Genomic DNA, 20,016 nt, shown 5'->3' with positions numbered 1-20,016 from the left:
CGGCCCGTCACCGTGCCCGGGCGGCCGGCCGGCCGGCCGGTCATTCGGAGCGCTGCCGCAGCTCGACGATCCGCAGGCCGAGCGCCTGGAAGCGGGCGAGCAGCCCGTACAGGTGCGCCTCGTCGACGATCCGGCCGACCAGCACGGTCTGGCCGGCCACGACGAAGCTCTCCAGCTCGGGGAAGCCGTGCAACAGGTCGTCGGTCATCGCGCCCGCAACCCGGATCTCGTACCGCATCCACGCCTCCCGGGACCGCGCCGGCCCTCGGAGGGATCCGGTCGGCCCCGTCACCATGCTCACGGACGCGGGCGCCCCCGGGCATCACCCCGCCCAGGTGAGCCCGGCGCGAGGCCGGGGCGCACCCGGGCGGGCGGGACGCCGGTCCTCAGGCGCCGGCCGCGCCGCCGTGGCCGGCCGCGGCCGGCGGACCGGGCTCGGCGGCCTGGGCACGCGGCACGAGAGGGCCACCGGCCGGGTACGAGGGGGCGAAGAACTCGCGGATCGCGAAGAGCACCAGCACCACCACCGCGAACCAGAACACCACCAGGCCGGTCGGGTGGTCCCAGAAGGCGAAGATCACGGCGGCGCCGAGCAGCACCACGATGCCGATCCACCGCTTCCAGCGCCGCACGAACGCGTCCACCGGACCGGCGTGGAAGCCGGCCGAGTCGGCGGCGTGCCGGACCGCGGCGACCCCGTGGCCGCAGACCGAGCGGATCGTCACGGCGGCTCGCGAGGGGCCGATCATGAGGGCCCCGACGGCCACCACCAGGGCCAGTACGCCCACCACCCGCACGGTCGTGCGCAGGTACGTCACCAGGGCGTCGTAGACGGCACCGGCGGCGGCCGGCGAGGCGTCCGACGGCAGGTGGTCGAGGAAGTAGGACCGGAACACCGTCAGGGCGATGCCCATCAGCAGCATGGCCAGCGCGATGCCCACCGCGGCCCCCACCAGGGCGCGGCGCCGGTTGAAGGCGACGAAGACGCCCGCCGCGGCGACCAGCACCACGATCACCGGCAGCCAGTTGCCCAGCACCTCCAGGAGCCGGAAGCCGCCCTTGATCTTGGCGATGTCGGGCGAGGAGAAGACCACGAAGTCGGTGTGCACGGCCGGGATCTTCGCGGCGGGCGCGAACCCGGCGTCGACCAGCTCCGTCTTCACCCTGTCGACCATCGGCCCGATGTCGATGGTCACCTCGTCGTTCTTCAGCTGGACGGCCCCACCGCCCTCGCCGGTCAGCGCCTTCACCATCGAGGCGTGGCCGAGGCGCAGGGCCTGCTCCCAGACCGTGGCGAAGGCGTCGCTGGTGACCACCTTCTCGGCGGCGGAGTGGATGACGTTGGTGAGCGCCCCCTCCAGGGGGCCGCTCAGCCCGCCGATCAGGTCGGCGAGCCGCGGCGGCACGCCCTGCTCGGTGGCCGCCTGCGAGAGGTCGTTGACCAGTGCCTTGACGTCGATCTGTTCGACGGCGGCGTTGGTGAGCCGGTTCGCCAGCGCGTTCTGGACGTCGGGGTCGCGGGCCAGCGGGGCGAGCGAGGAGACGAAGCGGTTCGTGTCGGTCACCTCGTTGTGGGCCCAGACCGCGATGACGGCCAGCAGGGAGAGGATCGAGGCGACGATCACCAGGACGGTGGAGCCGAAGGTGCGCATCCGGTGGTGGGTGGGCGCCCGCTTCGCGGCGTCGGACTCCAGCTGCGCCACGCGCTCGTGCAGCGCCCGCAGCTCCTCGGACTCCGTCGGCCCGGGCACGGGGCGCGCCGGGGCACCGGCCGGAGGGCCGGCGGGCGGGGGGCCACCCGCCGCGGCGCCACCGGCCGCGGGAGCACCGGGCTCCGGGCCACCGGCCGCGGGAACACCGGACTCCGGACCTCCGGACTCCGAGCCCCCGGATGCGGGACCGCCGGACTCCGTCCCACCCGACGGAGCACCGCCGGACTCGGCACCACCGGACTGGGGACTGTCGGGTTCAGACGATGGCATGTATCTCTCCTCCAGCGGCCCGCAGCTGCGGCGCCCGTGACGGGCCCTCCCGACCAGCCAAGTGCCGCCACCCCGCACGCGGCCAGCAGGACTACCCCACCGGGGTGACCCCTGGTCCCCCGAACGCCCCCGCGCCGTCGGCCCCGCACCGGCTCCGGGTCACCCCCAGCAGGTGATCCGCACTCCCCCGGCGGCGGGTTAGCGTCGCAGGAGCGCACCGGATCGCCCGCCGGGCCGTGCGGTGCGCCGATCGGACCCCACCGTCAGGAGCCGTCGTGAGCAACCAATCCAGCGAACTCGACGAAGTCGGCCCCATCGACTACGTGGTCGTGGAGTTCCCGGGCAGCCGGATGACCGGCGAGGGGATGCCCGTCCTCGTCGACCTGGTCGATCGCGGCATCATCCGCATCCTCGACCTGACCTTCATCACGAAGGCCGAGGACGGCACGGTCAGCGGCATCGCGCTGGCCGACGTCACCGGTGACGGCGAACTCGACCTCACCTTCTTCGAGGGCATCTCCTCCGGCCTGATCGGCGAGGACGACGTCGCGGAGGCCGGTGCCCTGTTGGCCCCCGGTGACTCCGCCGCCGTCTTCCTCTACGAGAACCTGTGGGCCGCGCCGCTCGTGAAGGCACTGCGCCACGCCGGTGCCCGCATGATCGCGAGCGGTCGGATCCCCGTCGAGGACGTCGTCGCGGCGCTCAATGCGCTGGAGGCCTCGGTCTGACCGCGTCCCGTCGGCCGGGCCCGGTGCCACGCGCCCCTCGCGGGCCGCGCCGCCCGCCGTCCGGCCGGCGCCCACCCTTCCCCCCGACCCCAGGCAGGAAGCCATGCCAGGACTCATTCGCGGAGTCGCCCGTACGGCCGTCGTCGCCGGTACGGCCACCGCCGTGTCGAACCGTGTCTCGCGCCGCCAGGCCGGCCGCTGGGCGCAGCAGGAGGCCGCGCAGGCGCCCGCCCCGCAGGCGCCCGCCCCGCAGCCGGTCGCGCCGGCGCCCGCCGCACCGCCGGCCGGCGTCACCATGGAGGACAAGCTCGACCAGCTCAAGGACCTCGCCACCCTCAAGGAACAGGGCGTCCTGACCGAGGAGGAGTTCGCCGCCCAGAAGGCGCGGATCCTCGGCAGCTGAGGACGGCGTCGGAAGCCCGGCCGGCATCCGCCGGCACCACGCTGACGTCCACGCCCGGCCCGCCCCCTCCGGGCCGGGCCCGACGACCTGGAGACGCAATGGGCCGGTGGAAGCCGCTGGTCGTGCTCGGGACCGCCCAGTTCCTCATGGTGCTGGACGCCTCGGTGATGAACGTCTCGATCAGCCAGCTGGTCGAGGACTTCGACACCGAGGTGACCGCCATCCAGGCCGTCATCACCCTCTACACGCTGGTGATGGCGGCCTTCATGCTCACCGGCGGCAAGCTCGGCGACATGTTCGGCCGCCGCCGGGTCTTCGTCGTCGGCCTGATGATCTACGCGGTCGGCTCCGGGCTCACGGCGGCGGCGCCCACGCTCGGGGTCCTCGCCCTCGGCTGGTCGGTGATCGAGGGCCTCGGGGCGGCCCTCGTCCTGCCCGCCCTGGCGGCGCTGGTGGCCGGCTCCTACACCGGCCGGGAACGGGCGGTGGCGTACGGGGTGGTGGGCGGCCTGGCGGGGGCCGGGATCGCCGTCGGCCCGCTCCTCGGCGGCTGGGTGACGACCTACCTGACCTGGCGGCTGGTGTTCGTCGGGGAGGTCGTGCTGGTCGTCGCGATCCTGCTCATGATGCGGTGGATCCCGCCCGAGCCACCGCCCGAGCACCGGGCCCGGCTCGACACCGCGGGCGTCGTCCTGTCGGCCGCCGGCCTCGCGCTGATGGTCCTCGCCGTGCTGCAGAGCGGCACCTGGGGCTGGGTGAAGCCGCGCAATCCGCCGTTCACCGTCCTCGGCTTCTCGCCGACCCTGTTCGTCGTCGCCTTCGGGGCCGCGCTGCTGTACGCGTTCTGCCGCCACGAGCGCCGGTGTGAGGCCCGGGGTCGGGACCCCCTGGTCTCGCTGGACCTGTTCGGCAACTCCGCGCTCCGCTCGGGGCTGACGACGCTGTTCAACCAGAACACCATCCTGCTCGGGCTGTTCTTCGTCATCCCGCTGTACCTCCAGGTGGTACAGGGGCTCGACGCCTTCGAGACCGGACTGAAGCTGGTGCCGGTCTCCGTGACGATGCTCGCCGCCTCGATGAGCGGCACGCTGCTGCTGCGGATCGCCTCTCCGCGGACGATCGTCCGGACCGGCCTGCTCGTCCTGCTCGCCGCCACGCTCTGGCTGATCACCGCCATCGAGCCCGAGCTGCGCGGCGCCTCGTTCGCCGGCGCGATGGCCCTGCTCGGCCTCGGCCTCGGGATGCTCGCCTCCCAGCTGGGAAACACCGTGCAGTCGAGCGTCGCGACGAAGGACCGCAGCGAGGCGGGCGGCCTGCAGTACACCGCGCAGAACCTCGGCTCCTCACTCGGGACGGCCCTCATCGGCGCCATCCTGATCGGCGCGCTGGCCGGCGCGGCCGGCACCAGGATCGAGGACGACCCGCGCATCTCGGGCGCCGTCGCCGAACAGGCCGCCGTCCAACTGGAGGCGGGTGTGGCGTTCGTACCCGCCGACGACGTGGCGGCGGCCCTCGCCGCGCACCCCGAGGTGCCGCCCGACGAGGCGGCCGCGATCGTGGACGACTACCGGCAGGCGCAGCTCGACGGCCTCAAGACGGCCGTGCTCGCCTGTTCGGGGATCACCGCGGTGAGCCTCCTGTTCACCCGCCACCTCCCCCGGCGCAAGCCGAGCGAGGAGGGGCGCACCACCGAGGAGCCCACCGCCGGCGCACCGTGAGCGGTCCGGCGGGCCGGGCACGCCGGATGAGCGGACCGCCGGCTCCGCACGGGCACCAGCCGGCACTCGACGCCCCGTCGGCCACCCCTGACCGCCCTCCCGTCTCCGCGCGGCGCCGCCGACGACCTCGCCGACGTGAACGGCCGGTTCGGCGAGGTCGACGCCGGCCGGACGGCGGGACGGCCGGACCTGTGCCTCCGGCCGGACCTGCGAAGGCCCCTGGAAACCGCCGTGATCCCAGGGGCCGGACCGCACCGCCGTTCAGGGCCCCGCCCGCTCCCGGCGGGTGCGGTCGGACTCCGCGCGGACCATGAGGTAGAGCTCGCGCAGCCGGTCGGCCGGAGCCCCCAGGCCGTTGATCCGGAGCCGGGCCTGCTCGGTGCGCTCGTCCGGGTGGGACGTGAAGGCCAGGTCGGCGGAGTGCCGCAGCATCCACTCGTGGTAGAGCACCAGCCGGAGCGCGTGCTCCCGCAGCCCGGCGACGTCCCCGTCGGCGGGCAGGTCCCGGAGCCTGGTCGCGAGCCGGGACCAGCGCACGGCCTGCAGCCCGGTGGCCCGGGCCAGCGTGCCGGGCACCGGACCCGGCTCGCCGCAGCCGGCCACCACCAGGTCCGTCGGCACCTGCTCGGCGACCGCCTCGGCCAGGACGTCGGCCAGGCGGGTCAGCTGAGTGGTCGGGTCGGGACGCGGCGGCGGGCGGCGGCGCCCGGGCCAGTGCACGACGCGGGCGAGGCGCGGCAGCAGCACGCTGCCGTGGAGGACGGGGACGGTCGGCATGGGCACCTCCCGGTCGGCGACCGGACAGGGGTGCTCGGGCCGCGGGGCCGCCCCGCACACGCGGTGTCGGCGGCGGCCTCCCTTCCGGCACACCCTGGCACTGGCTCTCCATTGTCCGCCTGCGGGACGGCGGGCGCCCGGCACCGCCGGGGCGCCTCCTTCCCGGCGGTGCCGCGGCGCGGGAAGTCGGCCGGTCCGGCGTCCCGCGCCGGGGCCCGCGGCCGGGTGGCGGGGGCGGGACGTTCCGTGCAGCCGCACCAGGCGGCTGGTGAGGCGGCGCACGACGGCGGCCCCCTGACTTCCGGGCGCACGCGCTCGCCCGCCTCACTCCGGTGACCCGGCGGGTCCGTCTTACGGATTGCTGACGCCCCTCGGCGGCGACGGCCCACGGGTCAGCTCCGCCGGTAGCGTTCCGGCCATGAGGATTCTGGTCACCGGCGGCGCCGGGTTCATCGGTTCGGCGGTCGTACGTGCTCTCGCCGAGGCCGGCCGGGGAGTCCGGGTGCTGGACGCCCTGCTGCCCGCGGTCCACCCGTCGGGGTCGGCCCCCGACCTACCTCCCGGCGTCGAGTTCCGGCACGGTGACGTACGGGACGCGTCGACGGTGGAACGAGCCCTGGCCGGGGTGGACGCGGTCTGCCACCAGGCGGCGATGGTCGGTCTCGGTCTCGACCTCGACGACGCGCCCGAGTACGTCGGCTGCAACGACCTCGGCACGGCGGTGCTCCTGTCCGCCATGGCGCGCGCGGGGGTGCGGAACCTGGTTCTGGCCGGGTCGATGGTGATCTACGGCGAGGGCCGGTACGCGTGCCCGGAGCACGGGAGTGTGTCGCCCGGTCCGCGGCACCCGGACGATCTCGCCGCCGGCCGGTTCGAACCGCCCTGCCCGCAGTGCGGGACCCCGCTCCGGCCGGGCCTGGTGGCGGAGGACGCGCCCGGCGATCCCCGGAACGTGTACGCCGCGACCAAGCTCGCCCAGGAGCATCTGGCCGCCGCCTGGGCCCGCGCGTGCGGCGGGTCCGTCCTGGCGCTGCGCTACCACAACGTCTACGGCCCGGGCATGCCGCGCGACACCCCGTACGCCGGGGTGGCCTCCCTGTTCCGTTCGTCACTCGCCCGCGGCGAGGCCCCCCGGGTGTTCGAGGACGGCGGCCAGCGTCGGGACTTCGTCCACGTCGACGACGTCGCGGCGGCGAACCTGGCCGCCCTGGAGGACGTCGGCGGCCGCCTTCCGGGCAGCGTCCGCGCGTACAACGTGGGCAGCGGGGAGGTGCGCACGGTCGGCGAGATGGCCCGGGCGCTGGCCGACGCCTACGGCGGGCCGGCGCCGGAGGTGACCGGGCAGTACCGGCTCGGGGACGTCCGGCACATCACCGCGGATTCCTCCCGGCTGCGTGACGAGCTGGGTTGGCGGGCCCGGGTGCCGTTCCGTGCCGGGATGGCGGAGTTCGCCGCCGCGCCGCTGCGGGCCTGACTACCCGCGCGCCGCCGGCAGCGCGATCTCGAAGCAGCAGCCTCCGGCGACGTTGCGCACCCGGGCGCGGCCGGCGTGGGCCTCGACGATGCCGCGGACGATCGCCAGTCCGAGGCCGGCCCCGCTGTCCCCGCCCTCGCCGGGATCGCGTCGCGGCGTCCGGGCGGCGCTGCCGCGCCAGCCGGTCTCGAACACGCGGGAGAGGTCCTGTTCGGGGATGCCCCCGCAGCCGTCGGTGACCGCGAGGACGACCTCGTCCACCTCACGGCGGGCCGAGACCGCGACGACGCCGTCCTCGGGTGTCGAGCGGATCGCGTTGACGAGGAGGTTCCCCAGCACCCGGGTGATCTCCCGGCTGTCCACCTCGACCGGCTCGGCTGCGACCTGACCGCCCTCCAGACGGACCCCGCGCTGGCGGGCCAGGGGGTGGGCTCCGGCCAGTGCGTCGTCGACCAGGTCGTAGACGGACACCCGCGACACCGACAGGGACAGTGCACCGGCCTGGATGCGGGAGAGTTCGAAGAGGTCGTCGACCATCCCGGTGAGCCGCTCCACCTCGGTGCGGATCCGCTTGAGGTAGTGCTCCGGCTCGTCGACCACTCCGTCCTCCAGGGCCTCGGCCATGGCGCGCAGCCCGGCGAGCGGGGTGCGCAGGTCGTGGGAGATCCAGGCGATCAGCTCGCGCCGCGAGGCGTCCAGCGTCTGCTCCCGGGCACGCGACTCGGCGAGCCGGGCACTGGTGGCGGCGAGTTCCGCGCTGAGCTGGGCCAGTTCGAGCCCGAGGGGGTGCTCCGGCGCGGTGAAGCCGGCGTCGCTTCCGACGGTCCGGGCGGCGGCGGCCAGGGCGCGGCTGCCGGCCACGACCTGGCGTCCGAGCAGGGCGGCCGTGAGCAACGAGACCACGGACGCCATACCCAGGACCGTTATCACCACGCCGAGGTCGTGCCGGGACAGGAACATCGCCTGGGCGACCGCGAACGTCCCGGAGGTGACGGCGAGGACGGTGACGGCGGCGACGCAGAAGAGCGAGAGCGCCATCGAGCGGCGGCGGAGCAGCCGTACGGCGACCCATCCGAGCAGGCCGGCGCCCGTGGCGCCGAGCCCTGCGAACAGGGCGATGAGCAGCAGGTCCTTCACGCGGGGCCGTCCTTCTCGTCCGTGACCGGGTCGTAGCGGTAGCCGACGCCCCACACCGTGGTGATCAGCGTCGGCGCGGCGGGGTCGTCCTCGATCTTCTCGCGCAGGCGGCGGACGTGGACGGTGACGGTGGACAGGTCGCCGAAGTCCCAGCCCCAGACCCGCTGCATCAGCTCCTGCCGGGGGAAGACCGTCCGGGGGTGCCGGAGGAAGAATGCGAGCAGGTCGAACTCCCTTAGCGTGAGGAGGAGTTCGTTCCCGTACCGGTGGGCACGGCGGGCCTGCGGATCGAGGGTGATGTCCCCGGAAACCAGCGGTCCGGGGGCCGACGCCGCCGGCGCGGCGGCTCGGGAGCGGCGCAGGACGGACTGGACCCGCAGGACGAGTTCGCGCGGGCTGAAGGGCTTGGTGACGTAGTCGTCCGCGCCGAGTTCCAGGCCGAGGATGCGATCGGCCTCGTCCCCCTTGGCGGTGAGCAGGACCACCGGGAGGTCGGCGCCGTCCTCGGAGGCGCGCAGTCTGCGCAGGACCTCCAGGCCGTCGATCCCGGGGAGCATGAGGTCGAGCACCAGGAGGTCGGGGCGGTGCGCGCGGGCCAGGGCGAGGCCCTGGTCGCCGTCGCCGGCCCGGTCGACCAGGTGCCCGGCCCGGGTGAGGTAGCCGGCGACGACCTCGCCCACGGTGAGGTCGTCGTCGACCACCAGGATGCGGGCGGGGTCCGGTGGTCCGGCGGAAGGGGGGCTGTCGTTCACCTCGCCGAGGATACGAGTACCGGCCGCGGCCCGGGAGCCGCCCCGGGGTCGACGTTCGTCTTCCGTAAGGTCGGCTCCGGCGGGACGCGTCCCCACCGCCGGCGCCGGCGGCGGACACGCCGAGTGACGGCCCGGTGACACCGGCGGCGTCCGGCCCTCGGAGGCGGCCGGGCGCCCGGGGCCCCGGGCGCCCCGGAGCCCCGGTGCCCGCCGGCTCGCGTCATCCCCCGACCCGCCCGGCTTGGATGCTCTGGCCCGTGGTCGTGTCGACGACGATGGGGATGCCGTCGGGGACCTTCCCTTCGAGGTCGGCCAGCAGGTCCTCGACCGGTGGAATGCCTGCGGGGCTGCGGACGTAGACGTAGAAGGTCCGGGACTTCGCCTGCACGCTGGTGACGGACGCGCCCGGCCGCCCGGCGAGCCAGGCCTCGGCGGCGTTCTCCACCCGCGCGGTCCAGATGTTCAGCAGGACCACCGTCACGGTGTTCGCGGCGAGCGGCAGGAACACGGCGGTGAGCAGCAGCGCGACCATGACGTACACCCGGCGCAGGGGGCGAAGGGCGGCGCCTTCGGGTTCCGCGCTGCCGTAGCCCAGCGCGGCGAAGACCACCATGCCGGCGAAGACCAGCGCGAGGAGGTTGGACAGGAAGAGCACCAGGGCTCCGAGGGCGAGCCATCCGGCGGCCTGCCCGAGGCACACGCCCACCACCACCAGCGGCGGAACGAGCGAGATGGCGATCGCGACCCCCGGCAGGACGGCGGCGACGTCCTTGCGGGCGAGCGCGACGGCGCCCGCGAATCCGGTGGCCAGGGCGGCGACCAGGTCGAGCAGCCCCGGTGAGGTGCGGCCGGAGATCTGGCTGTTGGACAGCAGGTCGTAGGTGCGCGGCACGACGAGCGAGAACAGCACACCGACCGTCACCACGAGCAGGCAGCCGAGGACGACGAAGGTGACCGCCCCGTTGCGTCGGCGCTGAACGGCGCCCAGGGCGATGCCCATGATCGGCGTGGACAGCGGGGCAATGATCATCGCCCCGATGACGGTGGCCGTCGAGTCGGTCAGGATTCCGCCGGCGGCGATCACCGCCGACAGGGTCAGCATCGTCCAGAACGCGGACTGCTTCGCCCTGGTATCGCCCGAGGTCAGGTCGAGATCCTCCGCCAGGTCCCCGAGAAGACGTCTCTGGCGATCCGGCAGGACACGGTCCCTGACGCTCCTGAGCATGTGCACAAGTATCGGGACACACGCCACTCCCGCCCGGCAGGAACACGGCCTCCCTCCGGAGCCGGCCCCTATCGGCCGCCGACACTCCGCCACCGCCCCCCCTTCCGGCGCCGGCCGTGCGGGACGGCGCCGCCCGACCGCCGCTCCCCCGACGCCTCCCGAGGCTCCCCCCGTGCGGCTCCCCGGCGCACCGCGCGCACCGCTCCCGGCAACCCTCACGGCAACCCTCACGACGGCACGACCGAGGCGGATGCGGACCGGATTCACAGGCCTGCGAGCAGGCGGCGAGGAGGACCGTTCACAAACATTCTCCAGCGTAAAGGTTTGGCAATGGAGACCCCGGGCAGAAGACCGGGCCACGGCGGTTTCACGCCACCGCGCGGCCGGGCAGCGGCCCAGGCAGCTTCGGCCGCCCCGCTCGAAGCGACCCGGCCGGTCGCGCGAGCCGCGGCCCGGGTCGTCACGGCACGCCTTCCGGACCGCGCCGGACGCCCCCGGGAGGGCGGTCGGCCCACCCGGGGGGTGGGGAAAACCTTTGCACTGTGCAAAGATATGTCGGGTTCGACCGGCCTTACCCATCCACGCCCCGACCCGGGGCGCCCACCGCCCGGACCGGGCGCGGCCTGGGGCGGGGCCGGTCGACACCCCGGTGGCACGCCGCACCTGCCCGCGGACGCGGCCACCGCACCGGAGGGGTCCGACCGGATTCCTGGCGATTCGCTCGCCCGTCGACCACCGGCGCGCCGGGTCCCCGCCCGCGGCGGGCACGCCACCGGTGACGGCCGCCGGGAAAGCCGCAGCAGACGGAAGGCAACACCTGACGTGTCAGAACGACAGAGCATTCACATCGACGGAACCTGGCGGGAGGCGACGTCGGGAGCCACCCGCGGGATCACCGATCCTGCCGACGCCGAGCTTCTGGCCGTCGTCGCCGAGGCGGGCGCCGAGGAGGTCGATGCGGCGGTGGCCGCCGCCCGCAGGGCGTTCGACGAAGGGCCGTGGCCGGGCACCCCGGCGGCCGAACGGGCCGCACTGCTCCGCCGGGTGGCCGACCTCCTCCAGCGGGACCGCGTGGAGCTTGGCCTGCTGGAGAGCCGGGACGCCGGGAAGACCGCCGAGGAGGGGCGGACCGACGTCGACTGCGCGTCGGACGCCTTCCGCTACTTCGCCGGCCTGGTCGAAGGTGAGCACGGCGGGCGGGTCGTGGATGCCGGGTCGGCGGACGTGCGAAGCGAGGTGGTGCACGAACCGGTCGGGGTGTGCGCACTCATCACCCCGTGGAACTATCCCTTGCTGCAGGCCAGTTGGAAGGTCGCGCCGGCGCTCGCGGCCGGCAACACCTTCGTGCTGAAGCCGAGCGAGATCACGCCCCTCACCACCGTCGCCCTCGTCCGGCTCCTGGTCGAGGCCGGCCTGCCCCCCGGTGTCGCCAACGTCCTGACCGGCCCGGGCGACCCGGTGGGCGCCCGGCTGTCGGAGCACCCCGGTGTGGACCTCGTCTCGTTCACCGGCGGTCTGGCCAGTGGCACCGCGGTGATGCGCGCGGCGGCCGCGACGGTGAAGAAGGTCGCGCTGGAACTCGGCGGGAAGAACCCCAACGTCGTCTTCGCCGATTCCTGCGCCACCGAGGAGGGTTTCGACACGGCGGTGGACCAGGCGCTGAACGCCGCGTTCATCCACAGCGGCCAGGTCTGCTCCGCGGGCTCGCGCCTCATCGTCGAGGAGTCGGTGAGCGACCGCTTCGTCTCCGAGCTGGCTCGGCGCGCCTCCAGGATCAGGGTCGGACGCGGCACGGCCGACGGCGTGGAGTGCGGGCCCCTGGTCTCCGAGCAGCAGCGGGAGCGTGTGGAGGCGTACGTGGCGTCCGCGCTCGCGGAGGGTGCCGCACTGCGGTCCGGCGGGGCCCGCCCCGCCCCGTCGCAGGACCGCCCGGCCGGCGGCTACTTCTACCTCCCGACGGTGCTCGACCAGTGCCACCGGGGAATGCGGGTCGTCCGCGAGGAGGTCTTCGGACCGGTCCTGACCGTCGAGACGTTCCGCACCGAGGACGAGGCCGTCGCCCTGGCCAACGACACCGAGTACGGCCTCGCCGGAGCAGTGTGGACCGCGGACCAGGCTCGGGCCCGGAGGGTGGCCGCCCGACTGCGGCACGGCACGGTGTGGATCAACGACTTCCACCCGTACCTCCCGCAGGCCGAGTGGGGTGGGTTCGGCCGCTCCGGGATCGGCCGCGAACTCGGGCCCAGCGGCCTGGCCGAGTACCGGGAGACCAAGCACGTCTACGAGAACCTCGCCCCGGAGCCGGTGCGCTGGTTCGCGGGCTGACCGCCCCCCCCTTCACAACAGTCCGTCCCTCCGTACGAGGAGCACTCACGCATGCCCGAATTCGACTACGTCGTCGTCGGCGGCGGCACCGCGGGATCGGTGATCGCCTCCCGGCTCACCGAGGACCCCGAGGTCCGCGTCGCCCTGATCGAAGGCGGCCCGAGCGACGTCGACCGCCCTGAAGTCCTCACCCTGCGACGCTGGATGGACCTGCTCGGCGGCGAGCTCGACTACGACTACCCCACCACCGAGCAGCCCCGCGGCAACTCGCACATCCGGCACAGCCGCGCCCGGGTGCTCGGCGGCTGCTCCTCCCACAACACCCTGATCGCCTTCAAGCCACTGCCCTCGGACTGGGACGAATGGGCTGCGGCCGGAGCACAGGGCTGGGACGCCGCCGCGATGGAGCCGTACTTCGGCCGGCTGCGCAACAACATCGTCCCCGTCGACGAGAAGGACCGGAACGCCATCGCCCGCGACTTCGTCGACGCGGCGTCGACGACGCTCGGCGTGCCGAAGGTCGAGGGCTTCAACGAGAAGCCGTTCCACGAGGGCGCCGGGTTCTTCGACCTCGCCTACCACCCGGACGGCAACCGGCGCTCCAGCGCCTCGGTCGCCTACCTCCACCCGTTCCTCGACCGCCCCAACCTGCACCTGATGCTCGAAACCTGGGCGTACCGGATCGAGTTCGATGGCACCCGGGCGACCGGCGTACGGGTCCGCACCGAGGACGGCACGGAGCTGCTCGTCGAGGCGACCCGCGAAGTGGTGGTCTGCGCCGGAGCCGTGGACACCCCCCGGTTGCTGCTCCACTCGGGTGTCGGGCCGAAGGCGGACCTGGAGGCACTGGCGATACCCGTCGTCCACGACCTCCCGGGCGTCGGTGAGAACCTGCTCGACCATCCCGAGTCGGTCATCGTCTGGGAGACGCACGGCCCGATCCCGGATAACTCCGCGATGGACTCCGACGCGGGTCTGTTCGTCCGCCGCACCCCGGACGCCGAAGGACCCGATCTGATGTTCCACTTCTACCAGATCCCCTTCACCGACAACCCCGAGCGGCTCGGCTACCAGCGGCCCCGTTACGGCGTCTCGATGACCCCGAACATCCCCAAGCCACGCAGTCGCGGCAGGCTCTACCTGACCAGCGCCGACCCCGCCGTCAAGCCGGCCCTCGACTTCCGGTACTTCACCGACGAAGACGACTACGACGCACGGACCCTGGTGGACGGGATCAGGATCGCCCGTCGGGTAGCGGCCACCGAACCGCTGGCGGGCTGGCTCAAGCGGGAGGTCTGCCCCGGCCCGGAGGTGACCGGCGACGAGGACCTGAGCGAGTACGCCCGCAAGGTGGCGCACACCGTGTACCACCCCGCCGGCACCTGCCGGATGGGGGCGACGACCGACGAACTCGCCGTCGTGGGGCCTGACCTGAGGATCCGCGGCCTCCGCGGCATCCGCATCGCCGACGCCTCCGTCTTCCCGACGATGACCGCCGTCAACCCGATGATCGGCGTTCTGATGGTCGGAGAGAAGTGCGCCGACCTCCTCACCGGGTCCGTACCACGAACCGGTACCCACCCCGGAGGTGACGCGTGATGGCCTCCACCGAGCCGGTCTTCGCCGTGCGCGACCTGTGGAAGGTGTTCGGCCCCGGCGCGGACCGGATTCCGGCGGCAGCCGAGCACGCCCACCTGTCCGCCGCCGAACTCCACGCCCGGACCGGCTGCACCGCCGCCGTCCGCGACGTCTCGTTCGACGTGCACCGGGGCGAGGCGTTCGTCGTCATGGGGCTCTCCGGATCGGGCAAATCCACACTGGTCCGCTGCCTGACCCGGCTGATCGAACCCACGTCCGGCACGATCGCCATGGACGGCCGCCCGGTCCTCGACATGGACCGCGCGCAGCTGCGCGACCTCCGCCGTCACCGCGCCGCGATGGTGTTCCAGCACTTCGGCCTGCTGCCGCACCGCTCCGTCCTCGACAACGTCGCCTACGGTCTGGAGATCCAGGGCATGGGCAAGGCCGAGCGGCGGGAGAAGGCCGCCCTGATGGTGGCCAAGGTCGGGCTGGAGGGCCTGGAGCACCGCAGACCGGGTCAGCTCTCCGGCGGTCAACAACAGCGGGTGGGGCTGGCCCGGGCCCTGGCGGTCGACCCCGAAGTCCTGCTCTTCGACGAGCCGTTCAGCGCGCTGGACCCGCTGATACGCCGGGACATGCAGGACGAGGTGATCCGTCTCCACCGCGACGAGGGCCGGACCATGGTCTTCATCACCCACGACCTCAGCGAGGCGCTGAAGGTCGGAGACCGCATCGCCCTGATGCGCGACGGCCGGGTCGTCCAGGTCGGCACGCCCGAGGAGATCGTCGGTGCACCGGCCGACGACTACGTGCGGGACTTCGTCCGCGACGTGCCCCGCGAACACGTGATGACCGTGCGCTCCGCGATGCGGCCCGCCCGCGACGGCGAGAGCGAGTCCGGTCCGGTCGTCACCCCGGACACGACGGTCGTGGCGGCCATCGAGTCCGTCGTCCGCAGCGGTGTGCCCGCCCGGGTGATGGAGGACGGCCGCTGCCTGGGCGTCGTCGACCACTCCCGCCTGCTCGCGGTCGTCGCGAACGTCTCCGACGAGCAGGAGGCCGCCTGATGACGCACGTCCACCCCGTCCCCCCGCCGAGCCGGCACGGGCGACCGACCCTGTCCACCGGGGGGCCCGTGTGAGCGCCGTCGACAGCACCACCAAGCCGGCGTCCGGAACCGCCGGGGAAGGGTGGGTCCGGGCCACCGCACGGACCAGGCTCGGCGGACGCCTCCTGGTGTCCGGTCTGGCCACGGCCGTCCTCCTGCTGGCGGCGGTCGCCGGAGCCACCGGCGGCACCTGGCCGGACTCCCTCACCGTCGACGTGTCCGGTCCCCTCGACGACCTGAACTCATGGATCGTCGACAACCGCGACACCAGCCCGCTCTTCCTCTACTTCCTGCTCCACTTCTCCAACACCGCCACCGACGCGGTCGACGCGGTCCAGAGCGTGCTCGACTTCGTTGGCTGGCCGGGTCTGATCTCCGCGGCCACGCTCCTCGCCTGGCGGGCGGCCGGGGCGGGCCGGACCGGCCTGCGCACCGCGGGCACGACGCTCCTCGCCCTGAGCCTCTGCGGTGTCCTGGGCATGTGGGAGCCGACCGTCGCCACCATCGCCCTGATGCTCGTCTGCGTCGCGGTCTCCGCGTTCCTGGGCTTCCTGCTCGGCCTCGCCGCCGGACTCGTCGACCGCGTCGACCGTCTGCTGCGGCCCGTCCTGGACACCATGCAGGTCCTTCCCGCGTTCGCGTACCTGCTGCCGTTCGTCCTGGTCTTCGGGACCGGAACCCCCTCCGCCCTGTTCTGCACCGTGATCTACGCGGCGCCGCCGATGGCGCGCCTCACCGCGCTCGGTGTCCGCGGCGCCGACCGCGCCGCCCTGGAAGCCGCCCGCTCACTCGGCGCCGGTCCGTGGCAGCTGATCCGGACGGCCCGGCTTCCGCTGGCCCGACGCCGGATGCTGCTCGGTCTCAACCAGACGATCATGATGGCGCTCTCGATGGTCGTGATCGCCGCCCTCGTCGGTGCTGGCGGGCTCGGCGAGGAGGTGTACCGGGCGCTGGCCACCGTGGACGTGGGCGGGGCCCTCACCGCCGGAGTCCCGATCGTGCTGATCGCGGTGTGGCTGGACCGCACGACCGCGGCGGCCGGGGAACGGCTCGCCGACCCCGCGCCACCGGCCGGGACGCCCTGGTTCCACGGCGGCCGCGCCTGGACGCTGGTCGGCGTCGGCACCGCCGTCGCCGCCCTCGCCGCCCGGACGGCGGGCTCCCCGGAGTGGCCGGGCACCTGGACGTACGCGATCTCCACTCCCGTCAACCAGGCGCAGGAATGGCTCACCTCCCATCTCTCCTCCGGCGTTCCGGTTCTCGGGGGCACCGAGGTGTGGTCGGCGAACTTCACCGCCTGGGCGCTCAACCCCCTCCGGGACGCCCTCACGGGGCTGCCCTGGTGGTCGTTGCTCCTGCTCGTCGCCCTGCTCGCCAGGCTGGTGGGCACCTGGAGGACCGCAGTGACGGCCACCCTGGCCATGTCCGCCACCGGGGTCCTCGGTCTGTGGACGCGTTCGCTCGACACCCTCTCCCAGGTGATCGCCGCCGTCCTCGTCACCCTGGTCCTCGGGACCGGCCTCGGAGTGCTGGCCGCCCGGGTCGCGTGGGTCGAGCGCTGGCTGCGCCCGGTCCTCGACCTCCTCCAGACCCTGCCGCAGTTCGTGTACCTCATCCCCGTGGTGGCCCTCGTCGGTGTCACCCGCAGTTCGGCGATCGTCGCCGCGGTGCTCTACGCCCTGCCGGCCGTCGTGAGGATCACCACCGAGGGGCTCAAGGACGCCGACCCGGCGGTCATGGAGGCAACCCGGTCCCTGGGGGCCGGACGTTGGCAGCAGCTGGTGAAGGCACAGCTCCCCATGGCACGCCCGGCCCTGCTCCTCGCCGTCAACCAGGGCGTCGTCCTGGTCCTGGCCATGGTCATCATCGGCGGTCTCGTCGGTGGCGGCGCGCTCGGCTACGACGTGGTCAAGGGTCTCTCGCGGGGCGACCTCGCCCTCGGTCTGACCGCCGGCGCCGCGATCGTCTGCCTCGGGATCGTGCTCGACCGGGTGACGCAGCCCGCCGCGCGCCGCCCGCGCTGACGTTCCGCCCGGCCACTCGGCCACTCGGCCACCACACCCTCCGCCGGCACGACAGCCTGCCGGCACCCGACAGAAGGAACATCCTCACCCATGCGCAACACCAGCAGAATCCGCATCGCCGTCGCGTCCACCGCCGTCCTCGGCCTGCTCGCGCTCAACGCGTGCAGCGCGGCCGACACCGGGAAGAAGAGCGACGCCGCCGGCGCGAAGACCGTACGCCTGACCGTCCCCTCCTGGGTCGGGGCCGAGGCCAACGTGGCCGTCGCCGAGTACCTGCTGGAGAAGGAGCTCGGCTACCAGGTCAAGACCCAGCAGATGGGCGAGGTCCTCGCCTGGGACGCCCTCGGCAAGGGCGACATCGACGCGATCATGGAGGACTGGGGCCACCCGGAGCAGGAGAAGCAGTACGTCGGCAAGAGCGTCGTCAAGGGTGGCGATCTCGGCGTCACCGGCCACATCGGCTGGTTCGTGCCGAAGTACTTCGCCGACGCCCACCCGGACGTGACGGACTGGAAGAACCTCAACAAGTACGCCCAGGACCTGCGCACCGGCGAGAGCGACGGCAAGGGCCAGATCCTCGAAGGCTCGCCCGACTACGTCACCCACGACGACGCCCTCATCACGAACCTCCACCTCGACCTCAAGACGAAGTACGCCGGGTCGGAGGCGGCCCAGATCACCGAGATCAAGAAGAACGCCGACGCGGGGAAGCCGTTCCTCACCTACTGGTGGACCCCTCAGTGGCTGAACGCCCAGGTGGAGATGGTCGAGGTCAAGCTCCCCGACTACCAGCCCGGCTGCGACGCCGACGCCGAGAAGATCGCGTGCGCGTACCCGAACACCCCGCTCCAGAAGTACCTCAACGCGGACTTCGCCGGGAAGGGCGGCAAGGCGGCCGAGTTCCTCAAGAACTTCAAGTGGACCACCGAGCAGCAGAACGAGGTCGCGCTGATGATCGCGGGCGACAAGCTCTCCGCGGAGGCCGCCGCCGAGAAGTGGGTGAAGGCGAACGAGGCCACCTGGAAGGCCTGGCTTCCCACCAGCTGAGAAGGGCCTTCCGGGCGGCTGGGTGATCAGCCGCCCCTGAGGTCGCCGGCAGGCGGGCCGCACGGTCCCGATGGGATCGTGCGGCCCGCCCGCGTCGCCGGTTCGGGGCGCACACGGGCCGGCCCGGCGCCGCATCGCACCGACCCCTGTCCCGGGGTGCGCGACCCCGCCCGCACGCTCCCCCGACACCCGTCCGCACGCCGAGCCACCGGCCGGGGCACGTCCCCGGAACGCTATCGTTCGGATCCAGCCACCACGCACTCGGCGAGCGCCCTGCACGACATCGCGTCCACGACGGAGTGACGGCTCCGCAGGCGCCCGGGTGAGGACCGCACACCGTGCGCGAGGAGAGAGGGAAGACCGTATGACGCGCCGCGAACGCTGGGAACAGCGCACGCAGACCCCGCTGATCCTCCTGTCGGTCGTGTTCGCCGTGGCCTACGCCGTACCGGTCCTGGCCCCCCGTGCCGCCCCCTGGGTGCTCACGGGCGCGACCTGGGTCGAGTGGGGTGTCTGGGCGGCGTTCACCGTGGACTACGGGGCCCGGCTGCTCCTCGCGGAGCAGCGCTGGGCGTTCATCCGGAGCAGCCCGCTCGACCTCGCCTCGGTGCTCCTCCCGCTGGTCCAGCCGCTGCGGCTGCTGCGTCTGGTCTCCACCATGCTGCTGGCCGGCCGACGGGTCCGGATGGCCTCCCAGGTGCGATTCACGACCTATGTGGCAGGGGCCGTCCTCGGTCTGCTGGTGTTCGGATCACTGGCGGTCCTGGAGATCGAACGCTCCTCACCCACCGCGAGCATCCGCACACTCGGCGACGCGCTCTGGTGGTCGTTCACCACCATGACCACGGTCGGCTACGGAGACCTCACCCCGACCACCGGTCTCGGCCGGCTGCTCGCCGTGGCCCTGATGCTCTCCGGCATCGCGCTGCTCGGTGTGGTGACCGCGAACATCGCCGCCTGGTTCGTGGCCCGCTTCGAGGCCGAGGAACGGGACGACCACCTCAACCACGAGGCCATCCTGCTCCTCACGGCCGAGATCCGGGAGCTGCGCCGCCAGCTCGCGGACAGCGGCGTGATTCCCCGCGTCGTCCCGGACAGGGTCGAGGAACCCGCACCCTGAGCAGGCGGTGGCGCCTCCGCCGGAGGCGACCGGCCGTACTCGTACCGGCGTCGGCCCCGGCGGCATCGCACGCCCCGCCACCGCACCGCCCGCACCCGGCAGACGGCCACCACTGCTCAGGAGTCCCCCGACCGGGCTCCGGACCGGTCGGGGGAGCCGTGTCGTCAGCGATCGACGGCGTCGATCCTCAGGCGGAGCGTGGCGGCGAAGTCCTCGGCCCGGGAGAGCTGGACGCGCAGGTCGGTGATCCGGTCCTGTGCGTCGGACTCGTAGGCGCGGACCCGCTCGATCAGTTTGTGCCGCTCGTCGCCGTCGAGTCCCCCGTCCGTGTCCAGGCGATCGGTGGCATCGAGGAGGTCGCGCATCTGGTCGAGGGTGAACCCCAGCGGCTTCATGCGGCGGATGACCATCAGACGGGCGACGTCGTTCTCGGTGTAGAGACGGAAGCCGCCCTGGGAGCGGGCCGAGGGAACCACCAGACCGGTCTCCTCGTAGTGGCGGATGGTCCGCAGGGACAGCTCGGTCCGTGCGGCCACCTCGCCGATCTGCATGTGCTTGCCGTCCACGCCCGTGATCCTCTGACCTTCTCGTCGCCCCCGGCCGGCGCCCGCCCGG

The 20,016-nt window shown here is 73.4% G+C and carries 17 protein-coding genes; 10 read left to right on the top strand and 7 right to left on the bottom strand.

The features are described 5' to 3' along the window. Positions 1 to 40: 40 nt before the first annotated feature. Complete coding sequence (locus tag ACF9IK_RS32960; RefSeq protein WP_395297726.1) at positions 41 to 238, bottom strand: hypothetical protein; 198 nt, start codon at positions 236 to 238, stop codon at positions 41 to 43. 148 nt (positions 239 to 386) lie between these two features. Then, positions 387 to 1,751, bottom strand: a complete 1,365-nt coding sequence (locus ACF9IK_RS32955; protein ID WP_395297725.1) for a hypothetical protein — start codon at positions 1,749 to 1,751, stop codon at positions 387 to 389. Positions 1,752 to 2,257: 506 nt separating this feature from the next. On the opposite strand from ACF9IK_RS32955, the gene ACF9IK_RS32950 reads away from it, so the two are divergent. From ACF9IK_RS32950 to ACF9IK_RS32940, 3 genes are all read left to right on the top strand, one after another. After that, a complete protein-coding gene (locus ACF9IK_RS32950) occupies positions 2,258 to 2,710 on the top strand; it encodes a DUF6325 family protein (RefSeq protein WP_395297724.1) in 453 nt (150 codons plus the stop codon). 103 nt (positions 2,711 to 2,813) lie between these two features. Next, positions 2,814 to 3,113 carry an SHOCT domain-containing protein gene (locus ACF9IK_RS32945; protein WP_395297723.1) on the top strand — a complete coding sequence of 100 codons (300 nt, stop codon included), beginning with the start codon at positions 2,814 to 2,816 and terminating at the stop codon, positions 3,111 to 3,113. Between the two features lie 98 nt (positions 3,114 to 3,211). After that, the gene (locus tag ACF9IK_RS32940) at positions 3,212 to 4,831 is read left to right on the top strand and encodes an MFS transporter (protein ID WP_395297722.1); all 1,620 of its coding nucleotides are present in this window, start codon (positions 3,212 to 3,214) and stop codon (positions 4,829 to 4,831) included. A gap of 261 nt (positions 4,832 to 5,092) precedes the next feature. Here the strand turns inward: ACF9IK_RS32940 and ACF9IK_RS32935 are convergent, their stop codons facing one another. Beyond that, positions 5,093 to 5,608: a hypothetical protein gene (locus tag ACF9IK_RS32935; protein ID WP_395297721.1), complete on the bottom strand. Its 516-nt coding sequence runs from the start codon at positions 5,606 to 5,608 to the stop codon at positions 5,093 to 5,095. Between the two features lie 418 nt (positions 5,609 to 6,026). Between ACF9IK_RS32935 and ACF9IK_RS32930 the strand changes: the two genes are divergently transcribed. Further along, on the top strand, positions 6,027 to 7,082 hold the full coding sequence (locus ACF9IK_RS32930; protein WP_395297720.1) for an NAD-dependent epimerase/dehydratase family protein: 1,056 nt from the start codon (positions 6,027 to 6,029) through the stop codon (positions 7,080 to 7,082). Here ACF9IK_RS32930 and ACF9IK_RS32925 read toward each other — a convergent pair whose 3' ends face one another. The 3 genes from ACF9IK_RS32925 to ACF9IK_RS32915 form a co-directional block, all read right to left on the bottom strand. After that, positions 7,083 to 8,219 carry a sensor histidine kinase gene (locus ACF9IK_RS32925; protein ID WP_395297719.1) on the bottom strand — a complete coding sequence of 379 codons (1,137 nt, stop codon included), beginning with the start codon at positions 8,217 to 8,219 and terminating at the stop codon, positions 7,083 to 7,085. Then, on the bottom strand, positions 8,216 to 8,971 hold the full coding sequence (locus ACF9IK_RS32920) for a response regulator transcription factor (protein ID WP_395297718.1): 756 nt from the start codon (positions 8,969 to 8,971) through the stop codon (positions 8,216 to 8,218). The genes ACF9IK_RS32925 and ACF9IK_RS32920 overlap by 4 nt, the downstream gene beginning before the upstream one ends. Before the next feature lie 220 nt (positions 8,972 to 9,191). After that, positions 9,192 to 10,196 carry a DUF389 domain-containing protein gene (locus tag ACF9IK_RS32915; protein WP_395297717.1) on the bottom strand — a complete coding sequence of 335 codons (1,005 nt, stop codon included), beginning with the start codon at positions 10,194 to 10,196 and terminating at the stop codon, positions 9,192 to 9,194. Positions 10,197 to 11,018: 822 nt separating this feature from the next. On the opposite strand from ACF9IK_RS32915, the gene ACF9IK_RS32910 reads away from it, so the two are divergent. The 6 genes from ACF9IK_RS32910 to ACF9IK_RS32885 all read left to right on the top strand — a co-directional run bounded on the left by ACF9IK_RS32910 (position 11,019) and on the right by ACF9IK_RS32885 (position 19,401). Next, positions 11,019 to 12,521, top strand: a complete 1,503-nt coding sequence (locus ACF9IK_RS32910; protein WP_395297716.1) for an aldehyde dehydrogenase family protein — start codon at positions 11,019 to 11,021, stop codon at positions 12,519 to 12,521. A 51-nt stretch (positions 12,522 to 12,572) separates the two neighbouring features. After that, positions 12,573 to 14,120 (top strand): GMC family oxidoreductase, encoded by a 1,548-nt coding sequence (locus tag ACF9IK_RS32905; protein ID WP_395297715.1) that lies wholly within the window; start codon positions 12,573 to 12,575, stop codon positions 14,118 to 14,120. Then, positions 14,120 to 15,169 carry a quaternary amine ABC transporter ATP-binding protein gene (locus ACF9IK_RS32900; protein ID WP_395297714.1) on the top strand — a complete coding sequence of 350 codons (1,050 nt, stop codon included), beginning with the start codon at positions 14,120 to 14,122 and terminating at the stop codon, positions 15,167 to 15,169. Before ACF9IK_RS32905 ends, ACF9IK_RS32900 begins: the two co-directional genes overlap by 1 nt. A gap of 70 nt (positions 15,170 to 15,239) precedes the next feature. After that, a complete protein-coding gene (locus ACF9IK_RS32895; RefSeq protein WP_395297713.1) occupies positions 15,240 to 17,234 on the top strand; it encodes an ABC transporter permease in 1,995 nt (664 codons plus the stop codon). Positions 17,235 to 17,324: 90 nt separating this feature from the next. Further along, entirely contained in the window at positions 17,325 to 18,281 is a 957-nt protein-coding gene (locus ACF9IK_RS32890; RefSeq protein ID WP_395297712.1) for an ABC transporter substrate-binding protein, read from the top strand. Between the two features lie 364 nt (positions 18,282 to 18,645). Beyond that, positions 18,646 to 19,401, top strand: coding sequence for a potassium channel family protein (locus ACF9IK_RS32885; RefSeq protein WP_395297711.1), 756 nt, complete (start codon positions 18,646 to 18,648; stop codon positions 19,399 to 19,401). Between the two features lie 164 nt (positions 19,402 to 19,565). Here the strand turns inward: ACF9IK_RS32885 and ACF9IK_RS32880 are convergent, their stop codons facing one another. After that, a complete protein-coding gene (locus ACF9IK_RS32880; protein WP_395297710.1) occupies positions 19,566 to 19,967 on the bottom strand; it encodes a MerR family transcriptional regulator in 402 nt (133 codons plus the stop codon). Between the last annotated feature and the right edge of the window lie 49 nt (positions 19,968 to 20,016).

The organism is Kitasatospora hibisci (assembly GCF_043950205.1).
Classification (GTDB): Bacteria; Actinomycetota; Actinomycetes; order Streptomycetales; family Streptomycetaceae; genus Kitasatospora; species Kitasatospora hibisci.
This window is presented reverse-complemented; position numbering and strand designations above follow the sequence as displayed.

What these genes read in the sequence shown, in the direction of transcription:
- ACF9IK_RS32930 (WP_395297720.1), top strand. Translation starts at nt 6,027, where the DNA reads ATGAGGATTCTGGTCACCGGCGGCGCCGGGTTCATCGGTTCGGCGGTC.
- ACF9IK_RS32905 (WP_395297715.1), top strand. Translation starts at nt 12,573, where the DNA reads ATGCCCGAATTCGACTACGTCGTCGTCGGCGGCGGCACCGCGGGATCG.
- ACF9IK_RS32890 (WP_395297712.1), top strand. Translation starts at nt 17,325, where the DNA reads ATGCGCAACACCAGCAGAATCCGCATCGCCGTCGCGTCCACCGCCGTC.
- ACF9IK_RS32900 (WP_395297714.1), top strand. Translation starts at nt 14,120, where the DNA reads ATGGCCTCCACCGAGCCGGTCTTCGCCGTGCGCGACCTGTGGAAGGTG.
- ACF9IK_RS32960 (WP_395297726.1), bottom strand. Translation starts at nt 238, where the DNA reads ATGCGGTACGAGATCCGGGTTGCGGGCGCGATGACCGACGACCTGTTG.
- ACF9IK_RS32940 (WP_395297722.1), top strand. Translation starts at nt 3,212, where the DNA reads ATGGGCCGGTGGAAGCCGCTGGTCGTGCTCGGGACCGCCCAGTTCCTC.
- ACF9IK_RS32885 (WP_395297711.1), top strand. Translation starts at nt 18,646, where the DNA reads ATGACGCGCCGCGAACGCTGGGAACAGCGCACGCAGACCCCGCTGATC.
- ACF9IK_RS32935 (WP_395297721.1), bottom strand. Translation starts at nt 5,608, where the DNA reads ATGCCGACCGTCCCCGTCCTCCACGGCAGCGTGCTGCTGCCGCGCCTC.
- ACF9IK_RS32915 (WP_395297717.1), bottom strand. Translation starts at nt 10,196, where the DNA reads ATGCTCAGGAGCGTCAGGGACCGTGTCCTGCCGGATCGCCAGAGACGT.
- ACF9IK_RS32945 (WP_395297723.1), top strand. Translation starts at nt 2,814, where the DNA reads ATGCCAGGACTCATTCGCGGAGTCGCCCGTACGGCCGTCGTCGCCGGT.